General features: G+C 70.9%; 21 protein-coding genes. 14 read left to right on the top strand and 7 right to left on the bottom strand.

Features of this window, described 5'->3' with window-relative positions; genetic code table 11:
- Positions 1-254 precede the first annotated feature (254 nt).
- Both BKK80_RS33265 and BKK80_RS33260 read right to left on the bottom strand, forming a co-directional pair.
- On the bottom strand, positions 255-1,049 hold the full coding sequence (locus tag BKK80_RS33265; protein ID WP_071018011.1) for a 3-hydroxybutyrate dehydrogenase: 795 nt from the start codon (positions 1,047-1,049) through the stop codon (positions 255-257).
- Positions 1,050-1,072: 23 nt separating this feature from the next.
- Positions 1,073-2,473, bottom strand: a complete 1,401-nt coding sequence (locus BKK80_RS33260) for a GntP family permease (protein ID WP_071018012.1) — start codon at positions 2,471-2,473, stop codon at positions 1,073-1,075.
- 531 nt (positions 2,474-3,004) lie between these two features.
- Between BKK80_RS33260 and BKK80_RS33255 the strand changes: the two genes are divergently transcribed.
- Positions 3,005-4,441 (top strand): sigma-54 interaction domain-containing protein, encoded by a 1,437-nt coding sequence (locus BKK80_RS33255; protein ID WP_071073524.1) that lies wholly within the window; start codon positions 3,005-3,007, stop codon positions 4,439-4,441.
- 24 nt (positions 4,442-4,465) lie between these two features.
- Here the strand turns inward: BKK80_RS33255 and BKK80_RS33250 are convergent, their stop codons facing one another.
- The gene (locus tag BKK80_RS33250) at positions 4,466-5,086 is read right to left on the bottom strand and encodes a TetR/AcrR family transcriptional regulator (protein WP_071018014.1); all 621 of its coding nucleotides are present in this window, start codon (positions 5,084-5,086) and stop codon (positions 4,466-4,468) included.
- A 247-nt stretch (positions 5,087-5,333) separates the two neighbouring features.
- Here BKK80_RS33250 and BKK80_RS33245 point away from each other — a divergent pair, with 247 nt between their 5' ends.
- The 7 genes from BKK80_RS33245 (at position 5,334) to BKK80_RS33215 (ending at position 15,385) form a co-directional block, all read left to right on the top strand.
- Positions 5,334-6,752, top strand: a complete 1,419-nt coding sequence (locus BKK80_RS33245) for an MFS transporter (RefSeq protein ID WP_084545856.1) — start codon at positions 5,334-5,336, stop codon at positions 6,750-6,752.
- A 109-nt stretch (positions 6,753-6,861) separates the two neighbouring features.
- Entirely contained in the window at positions 6,862-9,033 is a 2,172-nt protein-coding gene (locus BKK80_RS33240; RefSeq protein ID WP_205683732.1) for a beta-glucosidase family protein, read from the top strand.
- 84 nt (positions 9,034-9,117) lie between these two features.
- Entirely contained in the window at positions 9,118-10,374 is a 1,257-nt protein-coding gene (locus tag BKK80_RS33235; RefSeq protein ID WP_084545855.1) for a porin, read from the top strand.
- A 124-nt stretch (positions 10,375-10,498) separates the two neighbouring features.
- A complete protein-coding gene (locus tag BKK80_RS33230) occupies positions 10,499-11,716 on the top strand; it encodes a formylglycine-generating enzyme family protein (RefSeq protein WP_418235907.1) in 1,218 nt (405 codons plus the stop codon).
- Positions 11,717-11,799: 83 nt separating this feature from the next.
- Entirely contained in the window at positions 11,800-13,617 is a 1,818-nt protein-coding gene (locus BKK80_RS33225; protein WP_084545854.1) for a sulfatase family protein, read from the top strand.
- Between the two features lie 125 nt (positions 13,618-13,742).
- Positions 13,743-14,510, top strand: a complete 768-nt coding sequence (locus BKK80_RS33220; RefSeq protein ID WP_071018020.1) for an SDR family NAD(P)-dependent oxidoreductase — start codon at positions 13,743-13,745, stop codon at positions 14,508-14,510.
- Positions 14,507-15,385: an SMP-30/gluconolactonase/LRE family protein gene (locus BKK80_RS33215; RefSeq protein WP_071039076.1), complete on the top strand. Its 879-nt coding sequence runs from the start codon at positions 14,507-14,509 to the stop codon at positions 15,383-15,385. The genes BKK80_RS33220 and BKK80_RS33215 overlap by 4 nt, the downstream gene beginning before the upstream one ends.
- Before the next feature lie 9 nt (positions 15,386-15,394).
- On the opposite strand, the gene BKK80_RS33210 is transcribed toward BKK80_RS33215, so the two are convergent.
- Positions 15,395-15,826, bottom strand: a complete 432-nt coding sequence (locus BKK80_RS33210; protein WP_071039075.1) for a GNAT family N-acetyltransferase — start codon at positions 15,824-15,826, stop codon at positions 15,395-15,397.
- A gap of 259 nt (positions 15,827-16,085) precedes the next feature.
- Here BKK80_RS33210 and BKK80_RS33205 point away from each other — a divergent pair, with 259 nt between their 5' ends.
- The 4 genes from BKK80_RS33205 (at position 16,086) to BKK80_RS33190 (ending at position 18,627) form a co-directional block, all read left to right on the top strand.
- On the top strand, positions 16,086-16,676 hold the full coding sequence (locus BKK80_RS33205) for a helix-turn-helix domain-containing protein (RefSeq protein WP_071072922.1): 591 nt from the start codon (positions 16,086-16,088) through the stop codon (positions 16,674-16,676).
- A 107-nt stretch (positions 16,677-16,783) separates the two neighbouring features.
- Complete coding sequence (locus BKK80_RS33200) at positions 16,784-17,311, top strand: GNAT family N-acetyltransferase (RefSeq protein WP_071072920.1); 528 nt, start codon at positions 16,784-16,786, stop codon at positions 17,309-17,311.
- Positions 17,312-17,392: 81 nt separating this feature from the next.
- Positions 17,393-17,656: a cupin domain-containing protein gene (locus BKK80_RS33195; RefSeq protein ID WP_071073515.1), complete on the top strand. Its 264-nt coding sequence runs from the start codon at positions 17,393-17,395 to the stop codon at positions 17,654-17,656.
- 41 nt (positions 17,657-17,697) lie between these two features.
- On the top strand, positions 17,698-18,627 hold the full coding sequence (locus BKK80_RS33190) for a LysR family transcriptional regulator (RefSeq protein ID WP_071018027.1): 930 nt from the start codon (positions 17,698-17,700) through the stop codon (positions 18,625-18,627).
- Positions 18,628-18,658: 31 nt separating this feature from the next.
- On the opposite strand, the gene BKK80_RS33185 is transcribed toward BKK80_RS33190, so the two are convergent.
- Complete coding sequence (locus BKK80_RS33185; protein WP_071072917.1) at positions 18,659-19,480, bottom strand: dienelactone hydrolase family protein; 822 nt, start codon at positions 19,478-19,480, stop codon at positions 18,659-18,661.
- 116 nt (positions 19,481-19,596) lie between these two features.
- On the opposite strand from BKK80_RS33185, the gene BKK80_RS33180 reads away from it, so the two are divergent.
- Positions 19,597-20,577 carry a GlxA family transcriptional regulator gene (locus BKK80_RS33180; RefSeq protein WP_071018031.1) on the top strand — a complete coding sequence of 327 codons (981 nt, stop codon included), beginning with the start codon at positions 19,597-19,599 and terminating at the stop codon, positions 20,575-20,577.
- Between the two features lie 34 nt (positions 20,578-20,611).
- Here the strand turns inward: BKK80_RS33180 and BKK80_RS33175 are convergent, their stop codons facing one another.
- The gene (locus BKK80_RS33175; protein WP_071018033.1) at positions 20,612-21,166 is read right to left on the bottom strand and encodes a lipocalin family protein; all 555 of its coding nucleotides are present in this window, start codon (positions 21,164-21,166) and stop codon (positions 20,612-20,614) included.
- A 174-nt stretch (positions 21,167-21,340) separates the two neighbouring features.
- Here BKK80_RS33175 and BKK80_RS33170 point away from each other — a divergent pair, with 174 nt between their 5' ends.
- A complete protein-coding gene (locus BKK80_RS33170) occupies positions 21,341-21,832 on the top strand; it encodes a flavodoxin family protein (RefSeq protein ID WP_071018034.1) in 492 nt (163 codons plus the stop codon).
- A gap of 73 nt (positions 21,833-21,905) precedes the next feature.
- Here BKK80_RS33170 and alr read toward each other — a convergent pair whose 3' ends face one another.
- A complete protein-coding gene (alr, locus tag BKK80_RS33165; protein ID WP_071072915.1) occupies positions 21,906-23,051 on the bottom strand; it encodes an alanine racemase in 1,146 nt (381 codons plus the stop codon).
- Positions 23,052-23,305 lie beyond the last annotated feature (254 nt).

Raw genomic sequence — 23,305 nt, 5'->3', positions numbered from 1 at the left:
ACGGCGCCCCCGGGTCGGGGGCGCCGTTTTTTTCATGCACTCGGGGAGGGAGGCGAGGTGCGCCGAGGATGCCTGCGCGGGCGCAGTGTGCGCCCGGCGGGCGGGGAGAGAGGATCAGGTCGCGCAAGCGCGGGGGGAAGCGCCGGTGTGCATCGAGGGCTACATCAACTGCACCGAGCGCATGCGCCTGCCGGGTGGCGTGCGCGGCAGGCAGGGAGCGCGCGGCGCGCGCCCGCCTGCTGCAGCCGCCTGCCTTACTGCGCGGTCCAGCCGCCGTCGATCTTCAGTTCCGCGCCGCGCATCTCGCTGGCGGCGTCGGAGCACAGGAACACCGCCAGCGCGCCGATCTGCGCGGGCGTGACGAACTGCGCCGAAGGCTGCTTCTCGCCCAGCAGCTTCACCGAGGCTGCTTCCACTGTCAGGCCCTCGCGCGCGGCGAGGGCGTCGATCTGCTGCTGCACCAGCGGCGTCAGCACCCAGCCGGGGCAGATCGCGTTGACGGTGATGCCGGTGCGCGCGGTTTCCAGCGCGGCCACCTTGGTCAGGCCGATCACGCCGTGCTTGGCCGCCACGTAGGCGGACTTGCCGGCCGAAGCGATCACGCCGTGCACCGAGGCGATGTTGATCACGCGGCCCCAGCCGCGCTGGCGCATCGCCGGCAGCGCGGCGCGCATGGCGTGGAAGGTGGCGCTCAGGTTGATGGCGATGACGGCGTCCCAGCGCTCGGCGGGGAAGTCCTCGATGGGGGCGACGAACTGGATGCCGGCGTTGTTGACGAGGATGTCGACGGCGCCGAAGCGTTGCGCCGCGAAGGCCAGCATGGCCTCGATCTCGGCGGGGCGGCTCATGTCGGCGCCGTGGTGCGCGGCGCGCACGCCAAGCGCCTCGATCTGCGCCAGTGCGCCGGCGGCGTCGCCGAAGCCGTTCAGCACGAGGTTGGCGCCGGCCTGCGCCAGCGCCTTGGCGATGCCGAGGCCGATGCCGCTGGTGGAGCCGGTGACGAGGGCGGTCTTGCCCGCGAGCGGGGCGGAAGAGGGGGAGGTAGTCATGAGGGTGGGGATCCTGTGCGTGATCAGACCAGGCCGGTCACATAGAAGGTGGCGATGACGAAGAACACGGCGAGCGTCTTGATCAGCGTGACCGCGAAGATGTCGCGATAGGACTCGCGGTGCGACAGGCCGGTCACCGCCAGCAGGGTGATGACCGCACCGTTGTGCGGCAGCGTATCCATGCCGCCGCTGGCCATGGCGACCACGCGGTGCAGGACCTCCAGCGGAATCTGCATTTCCTGCGCGGTCTTGATGAAGGTGTCCGACATCGCGGCCAGCGCGATGCTCATGCCGCCCGACGCCGAGCCGGTGATGCCGGCCAGGGTCGAGACGGAGACGGCGGCGTTGACCAGCGGGTTCGGGATGCTCTTCAATGCGTCACCGACCACCAGGAAGCCCGGCAGCGCCGCGATGACACCGCCGAAGCCGTATTCGGACGCGGTGTTCAGCGTGGCCAGCAGGGCGCCGGAGACGGCGGTCTTGGTGCCGTTGGCGAAGCGGTCGCGCACGCGGCCGAAGGCGGTCAGCATCACCAGCAGGATGCCGAGCAGCAGCGCGCCCTCGACGGCCCAGATCGCCACCACGCCCTTGATCGACACGTTCAGCGGAGCGTGCACGCCCGGCAGTATCGACGGATCCACCGTGTACTGGTCGCCGTACCACTGCGGGATCAGCTTGGTCAGCGCGAAGTTGGCCACGCCGACCAGGATCAGCGGAGCGATCGCCAGCACCGGATTGGGCAGGTCGGTCGAATCGACCCGCTCCGGTTCATTCAGCAGCGAATCGCCATAGCCTTCGCCGCGCGCGGCCGCCGCGCGGCGGCGCCATTCCAGGTAGGACAGGCCGACCACCACGATGAAGGCCGCGCCGATGGTGCCCAGCAGGGGCGCCGCCCAGGCGGTGGTCTTGAAGAAGGTGGTGGGGATGATGTTCTGGATCTGCGGCGTGCCCGGCAGCGAATCCATGGTGAAGCTGAAGGCGCCGAGGGCGATCGCGCCCGGCATCAGCCGCTTGGGGATATTGCTCTGCCGGTACAGTTCCGCGGCGAAGGGATAGACCGCGAACACCACCACGAACAGCGACACGCCGCCATAGGTCAGCAGCGCGCACACGGCCACGATGACCGCGTTGGCGCGCGAACGGCCGATGTACTTGATCGCCGCGGCGACGATCGACTCGGAGAAGCCGGACAGTTCGATCACCTTGCCGAACACCGCGCCCAGCAGGAACACCGGGAAGTACAGCTTGACGAAGCCGACCAGCTTCTCCATGAAGATGCCGGAGAACACCGGCGCCACGGCGCCAGGGTCGATCAGCAGGACGGCGCCGAGGGCGGCGACGGGGGCGAACAGGATCACGCTATAGCCGCGGTAGGCGACCAGCATCAGGAACGCCAGGGCGGCGATCACGATGATGAAGGACATCTTGTCTCCAATCGGATGGTCCGTGCGGACACGTTGTCGGGGGAAGGGATGGCACGCGGCGTACGTCGCGCCGTGCGGCGGCGTGGCATCGCACGAAGCGTGCCACTTGCCCGCAAAGCCTTGCCTGGCGCGGCCTGGCAGGCATCGGGGCGGTGTCTCGGCGCCTGCCGGCGGCCGCGCGCGCGGGGCGCGGGCCGGCGGCAGGTACAATTTGTCTCCAAATGGAGACGTCCACCGGCGCACCCGCAGCCACGCCGCGCGGCGGGGCCCCGCCGCGAAGCACGCGATGAAGCCTAAGAGCCCGCCATGTCTCCCGCATGACAGGGCTGCAATGCTGTCTCGCTATCGAGACCGCATTGTCTCCAACCAGAGAATTCGAGGTCGCCAGCGATACGCGACCCCCTTCGAGACAAAACAATGGATCTTCCGCGCAACGACGCCGCCAGCGGCGCCGACGGCAGCATCGGCATCGACCCCGGCGGTGACAGCGGCACGCTGCTGGCCGACTACGGCCACGTCAGGAAGCTGGCCATGCAGACGCTGTTCGACACGCTCGACCGTTCCAGCGAGGGCACCGTGGTGGTCGACCGCGACGCGCGCATCGTCTGGATCAACCGGCTCTACGCCGCACGCTTCGGCTTTACCGACCCGCGCGACGCCATCGGCCGCGACTGCGAGGCGGTCATCCCCAACAGCCTGATGCGCGAGGTCGTGACCAGCGGCGAGCCCATCCTGCTCGACATCCTGGAGAGCGGCCGCGATCCGCTGGTGGTCACGCGCCTGCCGATCAAGGACGGTCAGGGCCAGACCATCGGCGCGGTCGGCTTCGCTCTGTTCGACGAACTGCGTGCGCTGACGCCGCTGTTCAGCCAGTACTCGCGCCTGCAGGCCGAACTGATCGCCACGCGGCAGTCGCTGGCGCAGGCGCGCCGCGCCAAGTACACCTTCTCCAGCTTCGTCGGTACCAGCGCCGCCAGCCTGGAGACCAAGCGCCTGGCCCGGCGCGCCGCGCAGCTCGACTCGCCGGTGCTGCTGCTGGGCGAGACCGGCACCGGCAAGGAACTGCTGGCGCATGCGATCCACGGCGCCTCGGCGCGCGCCGACCAGCCGCTGGTCACCGTCAACGTCGCCGCCATCCCCGATGCGCTGCTCGAAGTGGAGTTCTTCGGCGCGGCCGCCGGCGCCTATACCGGCGCCGACCGCAAGGGGCGGGTCGGCAAGTTCGAGCTGGCGCACGGCGGCACGCTCTTCCTCGACGAGATCGGCGACATGCCGCTGCCGCTGCAGGGCAAGCTGCTGCGCGTGCTGCAGGACAAGGAGTTCGAGCCGCTGGGTTCGAACCGCATCGTGCGCGCCGATGCGCGCATCATCGCCGCCACCTCGGCCGACCTGCCGGCGCTGGTGGCACAGGGCAGGTTCCGCGCCGACCTGTACTACCGCCTCAACGTGCTGACCATCCAAGTGCCGCCCCTGCGCGAGCGTCCGGGCGATATCGAGGCGCTGTCCTATGCCATCCTCGACAAGCTCGCCACCCAGCGCGAGGCCGGTCACCTGGAACTGGACGAGGCCGCGTTGCGGCTGCTGTGCGCCTATCGCTGGCCGGGCAATGTGCGCGAGCTGCGCAATACGCTGGAGCGTGCCGTGATGCTGTCCGACAGCGAGCGCATCGACGCGCGCGCGCTGGCGCGCTTCGTCGGCGACGGGCGCGGCAGCGAGGTGTTGCCGCAAGCCGCCATGGAGGACGAACCGGCGCCGCCCGCCGAGGCCGCGCCGCTGCGCTACGAGGCGGCGATGCAAGCCTTCGAGCGGCAATTGCTGGCCGAGGCGCTGCGCGCCGCCGGCGGCCGCGTGGCGGAAGCCGCCCGTGCGCTCGGCATCGGGCGCGCCACGCTGTACAAGAAGATCGCCGCGCTGGGTATCGATGCCGGCGCCTCCCCGGCGGCGCCGGCGGCGGGCAGCCGCGCCTGAGCCCGCGCCGGCCCGCGCCGGCCTTCAGCGGAAGATGAAGGCCAGCACGGCCTCGCAATGCGCCTCGATGGTCTTCTCGCGCAAGGCGTCGATGCCGTGCGCATATTTCATTTCGGCGGTGAGCAGGTAGGGAACCTGGGCGATGGCGGTCACCATGTACAGCAGCATCACCGGATCGATCCGCGCGAGTCCGCCGGTCTGCCGGCTGACGACCTCGATCAGCGGCACGGTCAGGTCGTGGCGCGGGCGGATGAAGGCCTGCGCCATCCACTGCAAGCGCTCGGAGTCGCGATTGGCCTCCTGCATCATCAGGCGCGCGTGCTCGGGATGGCGCGCGCAATACCGCACATAGTTGCGGATGTACTCCTGCACCGCCTCCAGGGCGTAGCCCTGCGGACCGGGCCGGGGCGGCTCCAGTTCCTGCGCGAAGCGCTCGAACAGGTAGGTGACGCTCTCGCGCCAGAGGCTTTCCTTGTCGCCGAAGTAGTAGCGGATCATGGCGTGGTTGACGCCGGCCATCTCCGCGATCTCGCGCAGGCTGACTGCATCGAAACCACGTGTCGAGAACTGCTCCAGGGCGATGCCGAGTATCTGGGCTCGCGTCTGTTCACTTCGTTCCTGTTGTGCCTGCCTGGCAGTGCGCATCTACAGATTCCTCAGGGGTTCACGCCGGATGGCGCGATCGTCCAGGCGATCTGCGCCGCGGCCTGGAGCGTATCGCGTGGCGCCGCACGGCGTCGTTTCAGGGATTGTACTGAGCCGCGCTCGCTTGACGCTTCCGGAGCGCCATTGATAAATTATCCGAGTGGATAATTTTACGGCGGATGGCGCAGCGGTTTCCAGGGGGAAACGCTGCTCGCCGGGATCGCTTGCGGGCGAGGGGCGTGGAACGATGGCTGCAAATCTCGACTCGGTAACGTCGCCGGCCCGGCCGGAGGCCCCGGCCGCCGTGCCGGCCGGCGGCGACAGGCTCACGCTGCGCACGAAGCTCGGCTTCGGCATCGGCGATTTCGCCTTCAACCTGTACTGGCAGGCGACCACCCTGTACCTCCTGTACTACTACACGGACGTCGTCGGGCTGTCCGCGGCCACGGCGGGGTGGATCTTCGGCGCCGCCATGCTGTGGGACGCGCTGTGCGATCCGGTGGCAGGCTTCCTCGCCAACCGCACGCGCACCCGCTGGGGCCGCTATCGGCCTTACCTGCTGTTCGGCTGCATCCCGCTCGCGCTCAGTTTCATCGCGATGTTCTATCCGAGCGCGGCCACCGGCGATCGCCTGCTCGCCTTGGTGCTGGGCACGCACATGCTGTTCCGCACCGCCTACACCGTCCTGTCGATGCCCTATAACTCGCTGATGGCGACGCTGACGCGCAGCAGCCAGGAGCGCGGCGGCCTGGCCGCCGCCCGCATGGTCTGCGCCAGCAGCGCCGGCCTGCTGGTGGCGCTGCTGACACTGAAGCTGGTGCATGGGTTCGGCGCGGGCGACGAGAAGCAGGGCTTCCTGGCGGTGATGACCCTGTACGCGGTGGTGTCGCTGCCGGTCTTCCTGCTGACCTTCCTTTCCACCGAGGAGCGCGTGCAAGCCGATGCGCACACCCTCTCCGTGCGCGACGCCCTGGCGGTGGTGCTGCGCAACCGCGCCTTCCTGCTGGTCTGCGGCATGTCGGTCGCGCTCATGGCCGCCGGTACCTTCCTGTCCAAGACACTGCCCTATGTGCTGAAGTACGCCCTGCACCGGGAAGACCTGATCGGCACCGCGCTCGGCGTGGTCGCACTCCAGGTCTTCATCGCCGTGCCGCTGTGGGCATGGCTGATGCGGCGCACGTCGAAGCGATTGGTGGCCCTGGCCGGCGGCGGGCTTGCCATCGGCGCCTATGCCGTGCTCGGCGCGCTCGGCACGCCGGGTGTGCCCGCCTTGCTGCTGCTGCTGGGCGTGATCGGCTTCGCCAGCGCCGCCACCCTGCTGGCGTCGTGGGCCATGATCCCCGACACCGTGGAGTACGGGGAGTGGCGCACCGGCATCCGCGGCGAAGGCACGATCTTCGGCGTGATCGCCTTCGCGCAGAAGGGCGCGCTCGCCATCGCCGTCGGCGGCGTCGGCCACCTGCTCGGCGCGCTCGGCTTCGCCGCCAACCAGGCCCAGGCGCCGGCGACCCTCGACGGCATCTGGGCCATGCTGTGGCAGGGGCCGATGGCGCTGCTCGTGGTGGGCATGGTGTTCGCCTACTTCTACCCGGTGACGCCGGGCATGCATCGGGATCTGCTGCACGAACTGGGGCGGCGCCGGGCCGCTGCCGGCGCCGCGCCCTGATCGCCGCGAGCTTCCCCTGAACCTCCGTTTCTTCGTTGACCGCGCGGTCCCCGCCGCGCGCTCGGACTCTCGCGCCCTTGGCGCAGCCATTCCAACCCGGAACCACCCGATGCCCGAACTTCATCCTCCCGGCAGGGAAGCCATGCCGTCGTCCCCGCCTGCCGCGGCTTCCTGCTCCTCCCGCGCCGATCCCGACCTGCGTGCCAGCGAGACCGAGTCGCGCATGACCGACGACGAACGCTTCTCGCTGCTGTACAGCCTGATGGTGCGGGTCTTCGGCCGCACCGAGAGGGAGCCGCGCGTGCCGGCGGAACTGCCCGTCATCGCGGGCTACACCAGCGGCGTGCCTCGCCTCGGCATCCCGTCCCTGAAGATGGCGGATGCGAGCCTGGGGCTGCGCCACACCGGCGGCCAGGGCGACGGTGCCACCGCCTTTCCCGCCGGTCTCGCGCTGGGCGCGAGCTTCAATCCGGCGCTGGCGCGGACCATCGGCTGCGTGATCGGCAAGGAGGCGCGCGCGCGCGGCTTCAACGTGGCGCTGGGCGGCGGCATCAACCTGGTGCGCGAGGTGCGCAACGGCAGGAACTTCGAATACGTCTCCGAAGATCCCCTGCTGTCCGGCCTGGTGGGGGCCGGCATGGTCCGCGGCACGCAGGAGGAAGGCGTGCTCGCGGTGCTCAAGCACGTCTCGCTCAACGCCAGCGAAACCAACAAGTTCTTCCTGGATGCCGTCATCGATCCGGCCGCGCATCGCGAGAGCGACCTGCTGGCCTTCCAGATCGCCATCGAGCAAAGCGAGCCGGGTGCCTTGATGGGGGCGTACAACCTCGTCAACGGCGCCTATGCCTGCGGCAACCGCGCCCTCCTGCAGGAGACGCTCAAGGACGCGATGGGCTTCAAGGGCTGGGTGATGTCGGACTGGCTGGCCGTGTACGGCTGGGAGTTCGCCCTGAACGGGCTCGACCAGCATTCCGGCGCGCAGCTCGATGCGCAGGAATGGTTCAACGGGCCGCTGCGGCAAGCGTACGAGGATGGCAAGGTGCCCAAGGCGCGCATCAGCGAGATGGTCCGGCGCATGCTGCGCTCCTACTATGCGGTGGGCATCGACCAGGAACGCCCCTGCGGGCCGGTCGACTTCGCCGCGCATCACGGCGTGGCGCTGGAAGCGGCGCGCCAGGGCATCGTGCTGCTGAAGAACGAGCGGGAGGCGCTGCCGCTGGCGCCGGGCAAGGGCAGGATCGCCGTGATCGGCGGCTATGCCCAGGCCGGCGTGCTGTCCGGCGACGGCTCGAGCCAGGTCATGCCGCCCGCCGGTTATGCGGCGCAGATCCCCGCACGCAGCCATCCCTTGCTGGGGCCCACCACCATGCGGCTGTTCGGGCCGTCGCCACTGGCGGCGCTGCGCCAGCGCTTCCCGGAAGCGGCCGTGTCCTACGACAGCGGCGCGCATATCGCCGAGGCGGTGGCGCTGGCCAGGCGTTGCGACACCGTCATCGTGCACGCGATCCGGCACGAGGGTGAGCGCTTCGACAGCCCGGACATGACCCTGCCGTTCGGGCAGGACGCCCTGATCGACGCGCTCGCGAGCGTCCATGACAACGTCATCGTCGTGCTGCAGACCGGCAATCCGGTGGCGATGCCGTGGCACGCCAAGGTAAGGGCCATCGTGCAGGCCTGGTATCCGGGGCAGGCGGGAGCGCAGGCCATGACCGAGGTGCTGGCGGGCGACGTCAACCCGTCCGGGCGCCTGCCGGTCACGTTCCCGGCCAGCGTCGAGCAGACCCCCCATCCGCGCCTGCCGGGTGCCGACGTCGAACTGGGCACGCCCATCCGCGTGCACTACCACGAGGGCGCCGAGGTCGGGTACCGCTGGTTCGCCCGCACGGACAGGCAGGCGCTGTTCGCCTTCGGCCATGGACTGAGCTACACCCGGTTCGCCTACGCCGACCTGCGCATCGATGCCGGCGAGACCGTCACGGCGACCTTCACGGTGACCAACACCGGGGCGCACGAGGGTGCGGACGTGCCTCAGCTGTACCTGACGGAAGCGGCCGGCGACGTGCGCATGCGCTTGCTCGGCTTCCAGCGCGTCTTCCTCCGTCCGGGGGAGTCCGCGCGCGTCAGCGTGCGCGCCGATGCGCGCCTGCTCGCGCGCTTCCAGGCCGCCGAGGCGCACTGGCGCATCGACGCCGGCCGCTACCGCCTCGCGCTCGGGCGCTCCGCCGGGGAGCTCGTCCTGCATGGCGATGCCGAGCTCGAGGAGCGGACCTTCGGCCGTTGAGTCCCATGGCGGCGGTGCCGCGCCCTGCGCGCCGCCGCCACGCCGGGCCCGCACATACCAGAACAAAGCAAGAGGAGGAGAATCATGCAGAAGACGATCATCAGGTTTCCCCAGTCCACGAAGTCGATCGCATCGCCCGCATCGCCCGCATCGCCCGCATCGCGCAAGTGGCCCAAGTCCCTGGCCGGCGCGGCCTTGCTGGCATCGGCCGCCGGCGTCGCGCACGCGCAGTCCGGCGTGACCCTGTACGGTGTGATCGACGTGCCGATCGAATACATCAATCACCTGGCCGGCAGCGCACCGACGATCAACCCGGTCACCGGCGCCGTGACATCGAAGCCGGGCGGGAACAAGTTCGGCATGGAGACCAACGGCGGGCTGTCGGGGTCGCGCTGGGGCCTGCGCGGCGTCGAAGATCTCGGGGGCGGCCTGCAGGGGCTGTTCGTGCTCGAGAGCGGCTTCGGTGCCGACACCGGCCAGTCGCTGCAGGGCGGGCGCCTGTTCGGGCGCAAGGCCTATGTCGGCCTGCAGAGCGACCGTCTCGGCCAGATCGCGCTCGGCCGGCAGGACACGACCATGTTCACCATGCTGGGCAACTTCTCGCCGAGCAAGTATGCCCTGCTGTTCGAGCCGATCGTTGCGCTGCTGGGCACGACCTACGGGCAGGACAACGTGATCAGCTACCAGGCGGTCAAGGGGCCGGTGACGGTCAAGGCCCACTACAGCTTCGGCGTCGGCACACCGGCCTTCGGGCTGACGCCGCTCGCGGGGCAGGGCGCGGGCGAGACGCCGGGCCACGCCAGGGACAACACCGCCTACGGCGCGGGCGCGATGTACCTGGACAACCGCTTCGGCGTGACGGCCAGCTATGACCAGTGGAACCCCGCCGCAACGGCCGGCAGTCCCGGCACGGTGAAGAAGGCGGCGCTGGCCTTCGCCTACTACCTGCCGCGCACGAAGTTCGTGGCAGGCTACCGCTGGGGCCAGAACAAGGACGCGGGCGGCAACACGCTGCTGCGCGACGATTTCTGGTGGGTCGGTGTCAACCACGACCTGACTTCGGCGCTGTCGCTGAGCCTTGCGTACTACTACGACAATCAGAAGATCCTGCGCACGAACGCGGTGCAGCCGGCGCTCAATCCGGTCAACCCGTGGCAGGTGAACCTGATTGCGGACTACGCCTTCTCCAAGCGCACCGACGTCTATCTGACGGTCGCTTATGTGAAGAACTCCGGCCTGAACTTCGATTCGGCGGCAATCAGCTTTGCCAACGGCGCTTACCTGACGCCGGGCAGCAACAGCCAGATCGGCGCGGCCATGGGTATCCGCCACAAGTTCTAGTCCACTGAATCATTGAAATGGGCGGGGAAGGACATGGTATGCGGGCCATCGCTCGCGCGGCGGGCTCGATCGGTTCGATCGGCTCGATTGACGCGGCAGGCCGGGCGCCGCGAGGATAGACATCATGCAACACGGAAACCGCAACGTTATGTTCTCCAGGCAGCTACGCCCGGCGCGATGGATCGGCGCCGCCATCGTCTTGGCAGCGGCCGGCGCGGCCGCCGCCATGTTCGCCACGCGAGCCGGCACGGCGGCGCCCGCCGCGGCCGGGGCCGCGCCCCAGGTCATCCTCGGCGATGGCGTCCATGGCCCGCGCGGGATGGCCTGGGTACCCGGCGGCGCCTACCGCATGGGCAGCGACAGCCCGCTCGCGCAGGACAACGAGCGTCCGGCGCACACGGTGCGCGTGCACGGATTCTGGATGGACCGGCACCACGTGACCAACGACGAGTTCAGTGCCTTCGTGGCGGCCACCGGCTATGTCACCACCGCGCAGAGGACACCGGACTGGGACACGATCAAGGTACAGCTGCCGCCGGGCACGCCGCCTCCGCCCACCGGCGCGCTGGTGCCCGGCGGCCTCGTCTTCGTCGGCACGGAGCACCCGGTGCCGCTGCAGGACTACTCGCGCTGGTGGCGCTACGTGCCAGGCGCGGACTGGCGCCATCCGCAGGGACCGGGCAGCTCGATCGAGGGCAAGGGCGACCACCCCGTCGTGCAGGTGTCCTATGAGGACGCCGAGGCCTATGCCAGGTGGGCGGGCAAGCGCTTGCCGACCGAGGCGGAATGGGAGTTCGCGGCGCGCGGAGGCCTGGAGCAGGCGACCTACGCCTGGGGCGACAGCTTCGCCCCGGACGGCAGGCAGATGGCCAACGTCTGGCAAGGGCAGCAGGCGCAGCCCTTTCCCGTGATCAGTCCCAAGGCCGGCGGCGCCGCCGGCACCAGCGCCGCCGGCACGTTCCCCGCCAACGGCTATGGACTCTACGACATGACGGGGAACGCCTGGCAATGGGTGGCCGACTGGTACCGCGCCGACCAGTTCGCGCGGGCCGCGGCGGACGCTGCGGCCGCGGTCGATCCGCACGGCCCCGGCGACAGCTGGGATCCTTCCGAGCCCGGCGTGCCCGAGCACGCGCCCCGGCGGGTGATCCGCGGCGGCTCCTTCCTGTGCAACCAGGACTATTGCCTGAGCTATCGCCCGAGTGCCCGGCGCGGGACCGACCCGTACAGCAGCATGTCGCACCTGGGCTTCCGGCTGGTGATGGACCAGCAGGCCTGGCATCCGGCGCGGTCGGCCAGCGCGCCCGCAGCGCCCGCCGTGCTGGCCGCCGCGATGCCCTGAGCCCGCATCAGTCCCCGCATCAACCCCCGCATCAACGCGGCAGGGCCCCGCCCGCCGCACCGTCTCAATCTCGAGGAGGCGCTATGCCCTTACCGAAACGAACGCACCAGGGCGTCCTGCGCCTGGTCCTGGCCCTGGGCAGCATGCTGCTGCCCGCCGCGCATGCCGGCACGCTGCCTGCGCAGCCAGGCCCGCAGCCGGCCCGGCCGAACATTGTGTGGATCACGGTGGAAGACATCACCACTTTCCTCGGCGCCTACGGCGACCGGGAAGCGATGACGCCGAACATCGACCGGCTCGCCAGGGAGGGCGTGCTGTACACCCACGCCTACCAGGCCGCGGGGGTGTGCGCGCCCGCGCGCGCCGCCCTGATCACCGGCATGTACCCGACCTCGGTGGGCGCGCAGCACATGCGCACGGGCCCCGGTGAAATCCAGATTCCCGGGCGCGCCATGGCGCCGAAGCCGGACGGCATACCGGCGACCTATTCCGTGGTGCTGCCCGAGCAGGTCAAGGCCTTCCCCGAGTACCTGCGCAAGGCGGGCTACTACACCTCCAACAATCAGAAGCAGGACTACCAGTTCGAAGCGCCGGTCACGGTGTGGGACGAGAACGGCCCCGCCGCCTCCTTCCGCAACCGCCCGGCTGGAAAGCCGTTCTTCTCCATCTTCAACTTCTTCCTGACCCACGAGTCCATGGTGGCACTGCGCAAGGATCCGCTGCGCGTGGATCCCGCCCAGGTCGCCGTGCCGCCGATCTTTCCGGACTCGCCTGCGGTGCGGGGCGACATCGCCCGCATGTACACGAATATCCGGATGATGGACGACCAGGTCGGCGAGTTGATCCGGATGCTCAAGGAAGATGGCCTGTACGACAACACCATCATCTTTTTCTTCTCCGACAACGGCGGCAACCTGCCGTGGATGAAGCGCGAGATCCTGGAGCGCGGCACGCATGTGCCGCTCATCGTGCGCTTTCCCGGCGGCGCGCACGCCGGCACGCGCGCCCGCGAGCTGGTCAGCGGGGTCGATCTCGCGCCCACGGTGCTCTCTCTCGCCGGCGTGCCGGTCCCGGCCTATATGCAGGGCCAGGCCTTCCTCGGCGCGCAGCGGGCCAAGGTGGCGCGCCGCTACGTGTTCGCCGCGCGCGACCGCATGGATACCGAGTACGACCGGGTGCGGATGGTGCGCGACGGACGTTACCGCTATCTCTACAACTACATGCCGGAGCGGCCCTACTACCAGGACCTCAAGTTCCGCCTGATGCTGCCCATGATGCGCGACATCCTGCAGCGCAAGGCGGACGGCACGCTGCCGGCCGCCACCGCGGCGTGGTTCGGGCCCAAGCCGGTGGAAGAGCTCTACGACGCCGAGCGCGATCCGTGGGAACTGCACAACCTGGCGGACGATCCGCGCTACCGGGCCAAGCTGGAGGAACTGCGGCAAGCCTTCCATGACTGGACGGCCCGCTATGGCGACATGGGCGGCATTCCCGAGCGCGACATGCTCAAGCAGATGTGGCTGGGCGGCGACAAGCCGCCCGCCACCGCGCTGCCAGAGGTCCGCGAGGTGGCCGAGGCGGGCGGCGGCGTGCGGATCGCCTGCGCCACGCCGGGGGCATCCATCGGCTACTGGATCGAACGCCCGGGCGCCGCGCAGGTTCCGCCCCGGCATGTGGTGCAGAGCTGGGACTACGAGCGCCTCGCCGGCGAGATGCTCGGCAAGGGCTTCGCCAAGGTCGGCGACATGCGGCCGGTGCCGCAGGCATGGACCGTCTACGACAACGAAGTCATCGCGCTGAAGCCGGGCGAGATCCTGCACGTCAATGCGATGCGCATCGGCTATGCGCCGGCGCGCATCGACTACGTCGACGGCAAGACGTCGGCGCCCGGGCAGGACTGAGGCGTGCCGGCGGATCGCCGGTGCGCGGTGCGCCGGTGCGCCGGATGCCCCCGGGCGTCCGGCCTGCGCTTGCGCCGCATCGATGCATGGAGAGCCTGAAAAACATGGAGAGAGTGGAGAGTCGGATGTCTTATGCGATTTACCCCGGCCTGCGGGACAAGACCGTCGTCGTCACGGGCGGCGGCAGCGGCATCGGGGCGGAAATGGTGAGCGCCTTCGCGCAGCAGGGCGCGCGCGTCCACTGCATCGATATCAGCGAGGCGGACACCGCGCGCCTGCGGCAGGCACTGGCCGCCGAGGGCCTGCCTATCACCTGCCACGTCTGCGACCTGCGCGACCTGGACGCCACCGCGGCGGTTTTCGCCCGCATCGCGCGCGACGGCGCGCCGATCGGCGTGCTGGTCAACAACGCCGGCCGGGACGACCGGCATCGGGTCGAGGCCATCACGCCCGCCGTCTGGGAGGACTGCATGGCCGTCAACCTGCGCCACCAGTTCTTCTGCGCCCAGCTGGCGGCGGCCAGCATGCGCACGGCGCAGGCCGGCGTCATCCTCAATATGGGATCGGCTTCCTGGCATGTGGCCGTGCCGGACCTTGCCGCCTACATGACGGCGAAGGCCGGCATCGAGGGCCTGACGCGCGGGCTGGCGCGCGACCTCGGCCGTGATGGCATCCGCGTCAACTGCATCGTCCCCGGCGCGGTGCGCACGCCGCGCCAGATGCAGCTGTGGCAGACGCCGGAGAGCGAGGCGCGGCTGATGCAGGGCCAGTGCCTGCCGGTGCGCATCGAACCGCGGCATGTGGCGGCCATGGCGCTGTTCCTGGCGTCGGACGATGCCGGCTGCTGCTCGGGACGGGAGTACTTCGTCGACGCAGGGACATTCGGCCTATGAACGGCATCCATCCCACCTGCCTGTGGCCGCTCGCTGCCGGCCTCGGCGAGGGCCCGGTCTGGCACCGTGAGTCCGGCGCGCTCTACTTCGTCGACATCCTGGGCGGCAGCATCCATCGCCTGGCCGTGGCGACGGGCGCCACCACGACCTGGCCGCTCGCCGGCCGGCCGGGCTTTCTGCTGCCGTTCGCCGACGGCTCGTTCCTGTGCGGCATGCAGCATGGGCTCTACCGCTTCGATCCGGCCGACGGCTCGTGCCGCAAGCTGCTGGAAGTCGAGCCGGAGCTGCCGGGGAACCGCATCAACGACGGTTTCGTCGATCCCGCCGGGCGGCTCTGGTTCGGCACCATGGACGATGGCGAGTCGGCCGCGAGCGGGTCCCTCTACCAGCTCGGCGACGACGCCAGGCTGATGTGCCGCGACCAGGGCTATGTCATCACCAACGGCCCCGCCATGAGCCCCGACGGGCGCACGCTGTACCACGGCGACACCGTTGCGCGCCAGGTCTATGCCTTCGATGTCGGGCCGGATGGCGCCCTGTCGCGCAGGCGGGTATTTGCCCGGCCTTGCGGCGAGGGGTATCCGGACGGCATGGCGGTCGATGCCGATGGCTGCCTGTGGATCGCCATCTTCGGCGGGGCGCGGATCGAGCGCTGGTCCGCCGATGGCCGCCTGGCCGGCACCGTGCGCCTGCCTTGCGACCAGGTCACCAAGCTGGCCTTCGGCGGAGACGACCTCCGGACCGTCTACGTCACCACCGCGCGCAAGGGACTTGGCGCCGAGGCCCTGCAGCGGCAGCCGCTGGCCGGCGGCCTGTTCGCGTTCCGGGCACCCGTGGCCGGCCTGCCGCAGGGGATCTGCCGCGCCTGGCCCTGAACGCCTGGCTCAGCCCTGGCGGTACACGTCCGGCCGCAGGATCTCCATATGCGCCTGGGGCGCGTGCAGCGGCGTGAAGCCGAAGCGGGCGTAGAGCCCCGCCGCGGTCGACGTGACCAGGGTGAAGCGGCGCAGCCGCGCCAGCGCCGGGCAGGCCATCACGGCCTCCATCAGCCGGCGCGACACGCCCTGGCCGCGGTGGGTTTCGAGCACGAATACGTCGACCAGGTAGGCGAAGGTGGCCTGGTCGGTGATGACGCGGGCGAAGCCGACCTGCCGGCCCGTGGCGGTGTCGTAGGCGCCGAAGCACAGCGCGTGGCGGATGGACCGTTGCACGGTGTCCAGGTCGATGCCGCGCGCCCAGGTCGAGCGGTTCGACAGGAAGTCATGGATCATCGGGATGTCGAGGCGATCCCGGTCGGTGGAGATGTCGATGGGCATGAGGGTCCGTGTGGGTGAGGACGCGTCGAAGGCAACTCTTGCCTGCCGCTGCCTGCCGCTGCCTGTCGTGGCCATGGCACGCGGCCAGGCGGGCGTGGCGCTGGCGTACCATGGTAGCGCCACGCCCGCCCGCGATCCCGCCGGCCCCGTCCTGCGCGCGCGGGCAGGCATGGCATGGGGCGGACGGAGCCCGGCATCTTGACAGCGGAGCGGCAGTTCATCTAGTTTACTGGATAATTATTCCAATAAACTGGAAATCATGGATATCAATGCCACCATCGCGTCCCGCGTACGCGCGCTGCGCGATGCGCAGGGCTGGTCGCTGGAGGCGCTCGCCGAGCGCAGCAAGGTAAGCCGCTCCACCATCTCGCTGATCGAGCGCGGCGCCAGCAGCCCCACCGCCGTGGTGCTGGAGCGGCTGGCCACGGCGCTCGGCGTTGCGCTGGCGTCGTTGTTCGAGCTGGCGCCGGACGATGGGGCGGCCGAGCCGTCGCCGCTGTCCCGCTCGCGCGAACAGGCGCTCTGGACCGACCCGGAATCCGGCTATGTGCGGCGCAACCTGTCGCCTGCCGTGCCTTCGCCGATCCAGCTGGTCGAGGTGCAGTTCCCGCCGGGGCAGCGCGTGGCCTACGACACCGGCATGCGTGACAGCGATCTGCACCAGCAGCTCTGGATGCTGGAAGGGGTGATGGAGTTGCGGGTCGGCGACGCGCCGTGGCGGCTCGAGGCGGGCGACTGCCTGGCGATGCGGCTGGACCGTCCCATCGTTTTCCACAATCCCGGGCGCAGGGCGGCACGCTACCTGGTGGCGCTGAGCAAGCAACCCTTCCACGATCCGCGCGGCCGCTGAGGGCGCGCCGGCGAGAACCCGGCGCCAACACATCGCCCCGGCCATGCCTGCGCATCCACCACGGACCCACTATGGACCCCACTATGGACACCACCAGGGAACCCGCCATGGAATCCATCGTCCTGCGCCGGCTCGGCGCCGAGGAGGCAGCCGGCCGCGCCGGCGCGCTGGCCGACGTGCTGATCGATTGCGTCGAAGGTGGCGCCTCGGTCAGCTTCATGCTGCCGCTCTCCCGCGCCACCGCGCAGGCCTTCTGGCAAGGCGTGGCGCAGGGCGTGGCGCGTGGCGAGCGCATCCTGCTGGTGGCCGAGGACGCGCAGGGCGAGATCCTCGGCACCGTGCAGCTGATCACCGCGCAGCCGGAGAACCAGCCCCACCGCGCTGACGTGGCGAAGATGCTGGTGTGCCGCCGGGCGCGGCGCCGCGGCGTGGCCCGGCGCCTGATGGCGGCGCTCGACGCGGCGGCCCGCGCGGCCGGCAAGTCGGTGCTGGTGCTCGATACCGTCACCGGCGGCGATGCCGAGCGGCTCTACGAGCGCGCCGGCTGGCTGCGTGTCGGCACGGTGCCGAACTACGCGCTGATGCCGGACGGCAGCTTGTGCGGCACCACCTTTTTCCACAAGCAGCTTGCCTAGGACGTGGCTGAGACACCGGTCAGGGAAACCTGTCAGACTGTCGCCCATGATGGCGCGCCGCCATTGTCCGAGGACATCGCCATGGAACGTGAAGCCTTTGTCCAGGCCCTGACGCAGGAGGGCTACAGCGAATTCGTGCTGGTCACGCGCGAGGCCGGCGCGCTGGCAGAGCACAGCCACTCCTTCGAGGCCAAGGCGCTGATCCTGTCGGGCGAGATCGAACTCCTTGCCGCCGGCGAGGAGCGGCTGTACCGTGCCGGCGACGTGTTCCACCTCGCGGCCGGCCAGCCGCATGCCGAGCGCTATGGCGCGCAGGGCGTGCAGTCCCTGGTCGGCCGCCGCTGAGGCGCCTGCCTGGTGGCATTTCTTTCCTCCCCTTACCGCACATGGACAAACTGCTGGCCCTGAAGATGTTCGTCGAAACCGTGGACGCGCGCGGCTTTTCCGCGGCGGCACGGCGCCTGGAGGTGGCCACCTCCTCCGTCACCCGCACGCTCGACGGACTGGAGGCGGAACTCGGCGCGGTGCTGCTCAACCGTTCGACGCGCCAGGTCACGCTGTCCGAGGCCGGCGCGGCCTACTACCAGCGTGCGCGCGGCATCCTGGAGGCGGTGGCCGAGGCCGACGCGCTGGTCGCCGACCGCGGCGATGCCCCGGTGGGGCAGTTGCGCGTTTCGCTGCCGGTGGCCTTCGGCCGGCGTTGCATCGCGCCCTTCCTGGCCGGGTTCATGGCGCGCTACCCCCAGCTCGAACTGGAGGTGACCATGACCGATGAGATCGTCGACCTGCTGCGCGAGCGTATCGACGTGTCGATCCGCCTGGGCAGCGCGGCCTCCTACGACGACGTGGTCGCGCGCGAGATCGGCGTGTTCCGCCGGCGCGTGGTGGCGAGTCCGGCCTACCTGGCGCGCTATGGCATCCCGGCGGCGCCCGCCGACCTGGCCGACGCCGGTCGCGAGTGCCTGCGCTTCAGCTATGGGGCCAGCCAGCAGGTGTGGACCTTCGGGCGCGGCGACGAGGCCATCCAGGTGCCGGTCGGCGGGCGCTCGCGCAGCAACAATGCCGAGGTGCTGCACGAACTCGCCCTGGCCGGCAGCGGCATCGCCCTGCTGCCGGACTGGATGGTGGACGGCGACATCGAGGCCGGGCGGCTCAGCACGCTGTTCGCGGACTGGACGGTCAATCCGAACCAGGCCACCTCCGCCATCACTGCGCTTTACCTGCCCAGCCAGCGCGGCTCGCGCCGCATCGCGGCTTTCCTCGATTTCCTTGCGCAGCTGCCGGGGCCGACCGGGCAGGCCGCGGCGGTGCCCTGAGCGCTGGCGGGTCCGGGGCGCCACCGCCGGCTCAGCCGCCGAGGCGGCGTGCGAAGAACGACAGGATCTCGTCGCGCGCGCGCAGCGTCGGCTGTCCCGCTTCGTCGATCAGGTGGGCGGTCACCACGCTGTGCGGGCTGCCTACCACCTGGGCGAAGAAAGGCGGCGGGGCCGGATGGGCGGCGCTGTCCGGCAGCACGCGCGCGACGAAGCGCTCGCCCAGCGCCTCGCGGAAGGCGGCGAAGCGCTGGGCCCGGCAGTGGCGGTCGCCGTCGAAGCGGTAGGCCAGCACGGTCAGGTCCTCGCGCTCCAGGCGCTCCCGCACCGCCGCCAGTTCGTCCGGCGCCATGCCGGTGCCGGCCGGGTCGTCGAGCGGCAGCGAGGGCTGGCACATCACCGGCGCCAGCATGGCCGGCTCCAGCATCATCGACAAGGCGAAATTCCCGGTGAAGCACATGCCGATGGCGCCGACCCCGGGGCCGCCGCATTGCGCGTGCGCCAGCCGCGCCAGCGCGCGCAGCCACTGCATGGCCGGGCTCGGCGCGCCGCCCGCCAGGGCGCGGAACTCGGCGCTGACGCAGGCCCGGCGGAAGGTGGCGATGCCCTCCTCGACCTGCGGCAGCGCGCCGTCGCGCCCGAACAGCGAGGGCATGTAGACGGTGAAGCCGGCCGCGCGCACCCAGCGGCTGAAGCGCGCCACCTGCGGGCTGATGCCCGGCATCTCGGTCATCACGATCACGGCGGGGCCACTGCCGGTCACGTGCACGACCTTGCTCACGCCGTCCAGCGTGATGCGGCGCGGTTCGAAGTCGTCGAGCGGATCGTCGGCCTGCGGGTCTTGGGGCGTTTCCATCGGTCTGTCTCCTGGTGGATGGCATGGGCGCGCCGGCTGGCGCGCTGCTTGTATTGGAGCGTTCGCAGGGGCAGAATGGCAGCGTCTGAAATGACTCGTTTCAAGCGAAATCCGACATGCACGATTTCACCGTCGTGATCCTCGAAGGGGCCTATGCCAGCAGCGTCGCGGTGACGCAGGACATGCTGGCGGCGGCCGCGGCGCTGGCACCCCGGGCGGGCGTGGCCGCGCCGCGCTGGCGCCTGTGCTCGCTCGCCGGCGGGCCGGTGCGGCTGCAGGGCGGGCTGTCGGTGCAGACCGCGCGGCTGCCGGCGCGCGCGGGCCGGGACCGCTCGCTGTGGGTGCTGCCCGGGCTCGGGCTGGCCACGCCGGCGGCGCTGCGGGCGCGCCTGGCCAGCGCCGAGGCGGGTGCGGTGGCGGCCGCGCTGGCGCGCCACGCCGCGGCCGGCGGCACCGTGGCCGCCGCCTGCTCGGCGGTGTTCCTGCTGCGCGATGCCGGCCTGCTGCAGGGGCGGCGCGCCACCACCTCGTGGTGGCTGGCGCCGCTGCTGCAGGCGATGGCGCCGGCGTGCCGCGTCGATGCCGACCGCATGGTGTGCGCCGACGGCCCGGTGACCACCGCCGGCGCGGCCTTCGCCCAGACCGACCTGATGCTGCACCTGCTGCGCGAGCGCTGCGGCAGCGCGCTGGCCGAGCAGGTCGCGCGCATGCTGCTGGTCGACGGCCGCCAGGCACAGGCGCCCTTCATCGTGCCGGAGGCGATGGCCAGCGGCAACGACCTGGTGGCGCGCCTGGCGGCCAGGGTCGAGGCGGCGCTGCCGGCGCCGCCATCGGTGGCGGAACTGGCGCGGGCCTTCTGCATGTCCGAGCGCACGCTGGCGCGCCATGTGCAGAAGGCCACCGGCAAGAGCACGCTGGCGCTGGTGCAGAGCGTCAGGCTGCGGCGCGCCAGGGCGTTGCTGGAGGGCAGCCGGATGACGGTGGAGCAGGTGGCCGAGGCGGTCGGCTACCAGGATGCGACGGCGTTGCGGCGCCTGATGCGCAAGGTGGCGGGGGCCAATCCGGGCCGCTTCCGCCAGGCGGGGGTGGCGGCGTAGTGGTTGAGTCGTGGTGGCGGCGTGGGGTGCCGGCTCAGTCCTGCGGCGTGGACTCCAGACCGTCGATATCGAAGCCCTGGGCGGCCAGCCGTTCCACCAGGGCCTGCAGCCGCGCCGAGTCCACGTGCGGGGTGCGCGACAGGATCCACAGGTACTGGCGTTTCGGTTCGCTGACGGCGGCCAGCGTGTAGTCGGGGTCGAGGTCGATCACCCAGTAGTCGCCCCAGACGAAGGGCAGGAAGCCCAGCCATGCCGGCGCGAAGCGGACCTGCAGGCGCGCCGAGGCGGCGCCGCCGACCTGGCGCGCCACGCCGTCGGCTTCGCTGGTGCCACCGCTGCGGTTGCTGCAGCGGTTGGTGATGGCGAGCTTGCCGCCGGCGGCCAGCGCGTAGGTCGCGGTGGCGTGGCCGATGCACTCGCGCTGGAAGGGGTTCGGATACCTGGCGATCTCATACCAGGTGCCGAGATAGCGCTCGACCGCGAGTGCCGGTACCGGCTGCAGCGGCGCCGCGGCCTGCTCGGCGGCGTGCGCGGGGCCCAGCCACAGCAGCGCGGCGCAGGCGAGCAGCGGGATCCGGAAAGACGACATGTAGAGGCTCCTTGGGCGGGACAGGCGGGCGGCACCGGGGGGCGGTGCCGTGCGCCGCCGCAACGATAGCACCAGTCGCCGCGGGCGGGCACCGCGCCGGTGGCGGCGTGCTAGAGTCTGCGCAGGAACCACGACGGGTGCATGACGGATGCATGACGGCACAGGCGGGCGCACATGAAGACGCTGCTGATCATCTACCACACGATGACGGGAGGCACCCGGCAGATGGCCGAGGCGGCGGCCGCGGCGGCGCGCGCGCAGGCCGGTGTCGAGGTCAGGCTGCAGCGCGCGCAGGACACCGTGGCCGAGGATGTGCTGGCGGCCGACGGCTACCTGTTCGCCACGCCGGAGAACCTCGCCGCCATGTCGGGCCTGATGAAGGATTTTTTCGACCGCTGCTATTACGCGGCGCTCGACCGCGTCAACGGGCGGCCCTACGCCGCCATGATCTGCGCCGGCAGCGACGGCCAGAACGCGCTGCGCCAGATCGACCGCATCGCCACCGGTTGGCGTCTCAAGAGCGTCGCTGCCGGGCTCATCGTCTGCACCCATGCGCAGACGCCCGAGCGCATCCTCGCGCCCAAGACCGTCGAGGCCGATGACCTGGCGCGCTGCGCGGAGCTGGGCGCGGGCCTGGCGGCGGGGCTGGCGCTGGGCGTGTTCTAGCCGTGCCCGCCACTCCCGCCACTCCCCGCGCCGGACGCCACTCTCCGCGCCGGACGGGCGTGGCCAGCCGGATTCAGCCGGCCAGGGCCATCCCGGCGTTCTCTTCGGCCGGTGCCGGCAGGGCTTCCACCATCACCGGCACGCGCGGGGCGACCGCGCACATCAGCTCGTAGCCGAGCGTGCCGGCGGCCGCCGCCACGCGGTCGATCGGCACGTGCCGTCCCCACAGTTCCACCGGCGTGCCGACGCCGGCCGCCGGGCAGTCGCTCAGGTCGACCGCGAGCATGTCCATGGAGACGCGCCCGACCGTGCGGCTCTCGACCCCGTCGACCCATACCGGGGCGAAGTGCCCGGCGTGCGAGGACGCCGTGCGCGGGTAGCCGTCGGCATAGCCGCAGGCCACCACGCCGATGCGGCGCCGCGCGGGCGCGACGTAGTGCGAGCCGTAGCCGACCGCCTCGCCGGCCGGCACGTCGCGCACGGCCAGGATGCGGCTGCTCAGGGTCATGGCGGGCTGCAGGCCCTGCGCGGCCACGTCCTCCCAGCGCCCGGCGGGCGAGGCGCCGTAGAGCATGATGCCGGCCCGCACCCAGTCCATGCGGCTGCCGGCATGCCACAGCGTGCCGGCCGAGTTCGCCACGCAGGCGGCGCCCGGCAGCCCGTGCGTGGCCGCGTGGAAGACCGCCATCTGCGCGGCGATGCTCTTGTCGCCGTCGGCGTCCGAGAAGTGGGTCATGTGCGTGACCGAGCGCACCGCCTCGATGGCCTGCAGGCGCCGCCAGGCGGCACCGTAGCCGGCCGGGTCGAAGCCCAGGCGGTTCATGCCGGTGTTCAGCTTCAGGCAGACGTCGAGCGAGCGCGGGGCAAGGCGGCGCGCGCGCGAAGCGTCCTCCAGCAGGCGCAACTGGGCCTCGTCATGCACCGTCGTGCTCAGGCCGAGCTCGCCCAGCCGGTCCACGTCGGCGGCGTCGAAGAAGCCTTCCAGCAGCAGGATGGGTTTGTTCCAGCCCAGCGCGCGCAGCCGCGCCGCCTCGGCGGGTTCGAGCAGGGCGAAGCCGTCGGCCGCGCGCAGCGCCGGATAGGCGCGCTCGATGCCGTGCCCGTAGGCGTCGGCCTTGATCACCGCCCAGACGCGCGAGGCGGGCGCCGCGCGGCGGGCGGCAGCGAGGTTGGAGGCGAGGGCGGGGAGGTGGATGGTGGCGGTGATCGGGCGCGGCATGGGGGCAGGGGCGGGTCGATGGCGGTGGGGCTGTTTCCAGCAAACCACGCTATCGTATGAGCAACAAGGCAGGCATTGTTTCCAATTTGATCTGGAAAAACAGGAAAGCTTGCTGCGCCCCCGGGCGCCGCCAACCTGCCGCCTGTGCGCCGGCAGCCGGGATCGGGCGGACGCCCGCCTTTGTATCCGCCATGTACCTGCCTGTGCGCCATGCGGCAGTCCGGCGTGGCGCTGTCTTACGCGCCGTTACCGCT

Source organism: Cupriavidus malaysiensis (assembly GCF_001854325.1).
Taxonomy (GTDB): Bacteria; Pseudomonadota; Gammaproteobacteria; order Burkholderiales; family Burkholderiaceae; genus Cupriavidus; species Cupriavidus malaysiensis.
The sequence above is the reverse complement of the archived record's forward strand: the minus strand, read 5'-3'. Positions and strand labels throughout refer to the sequence as shown.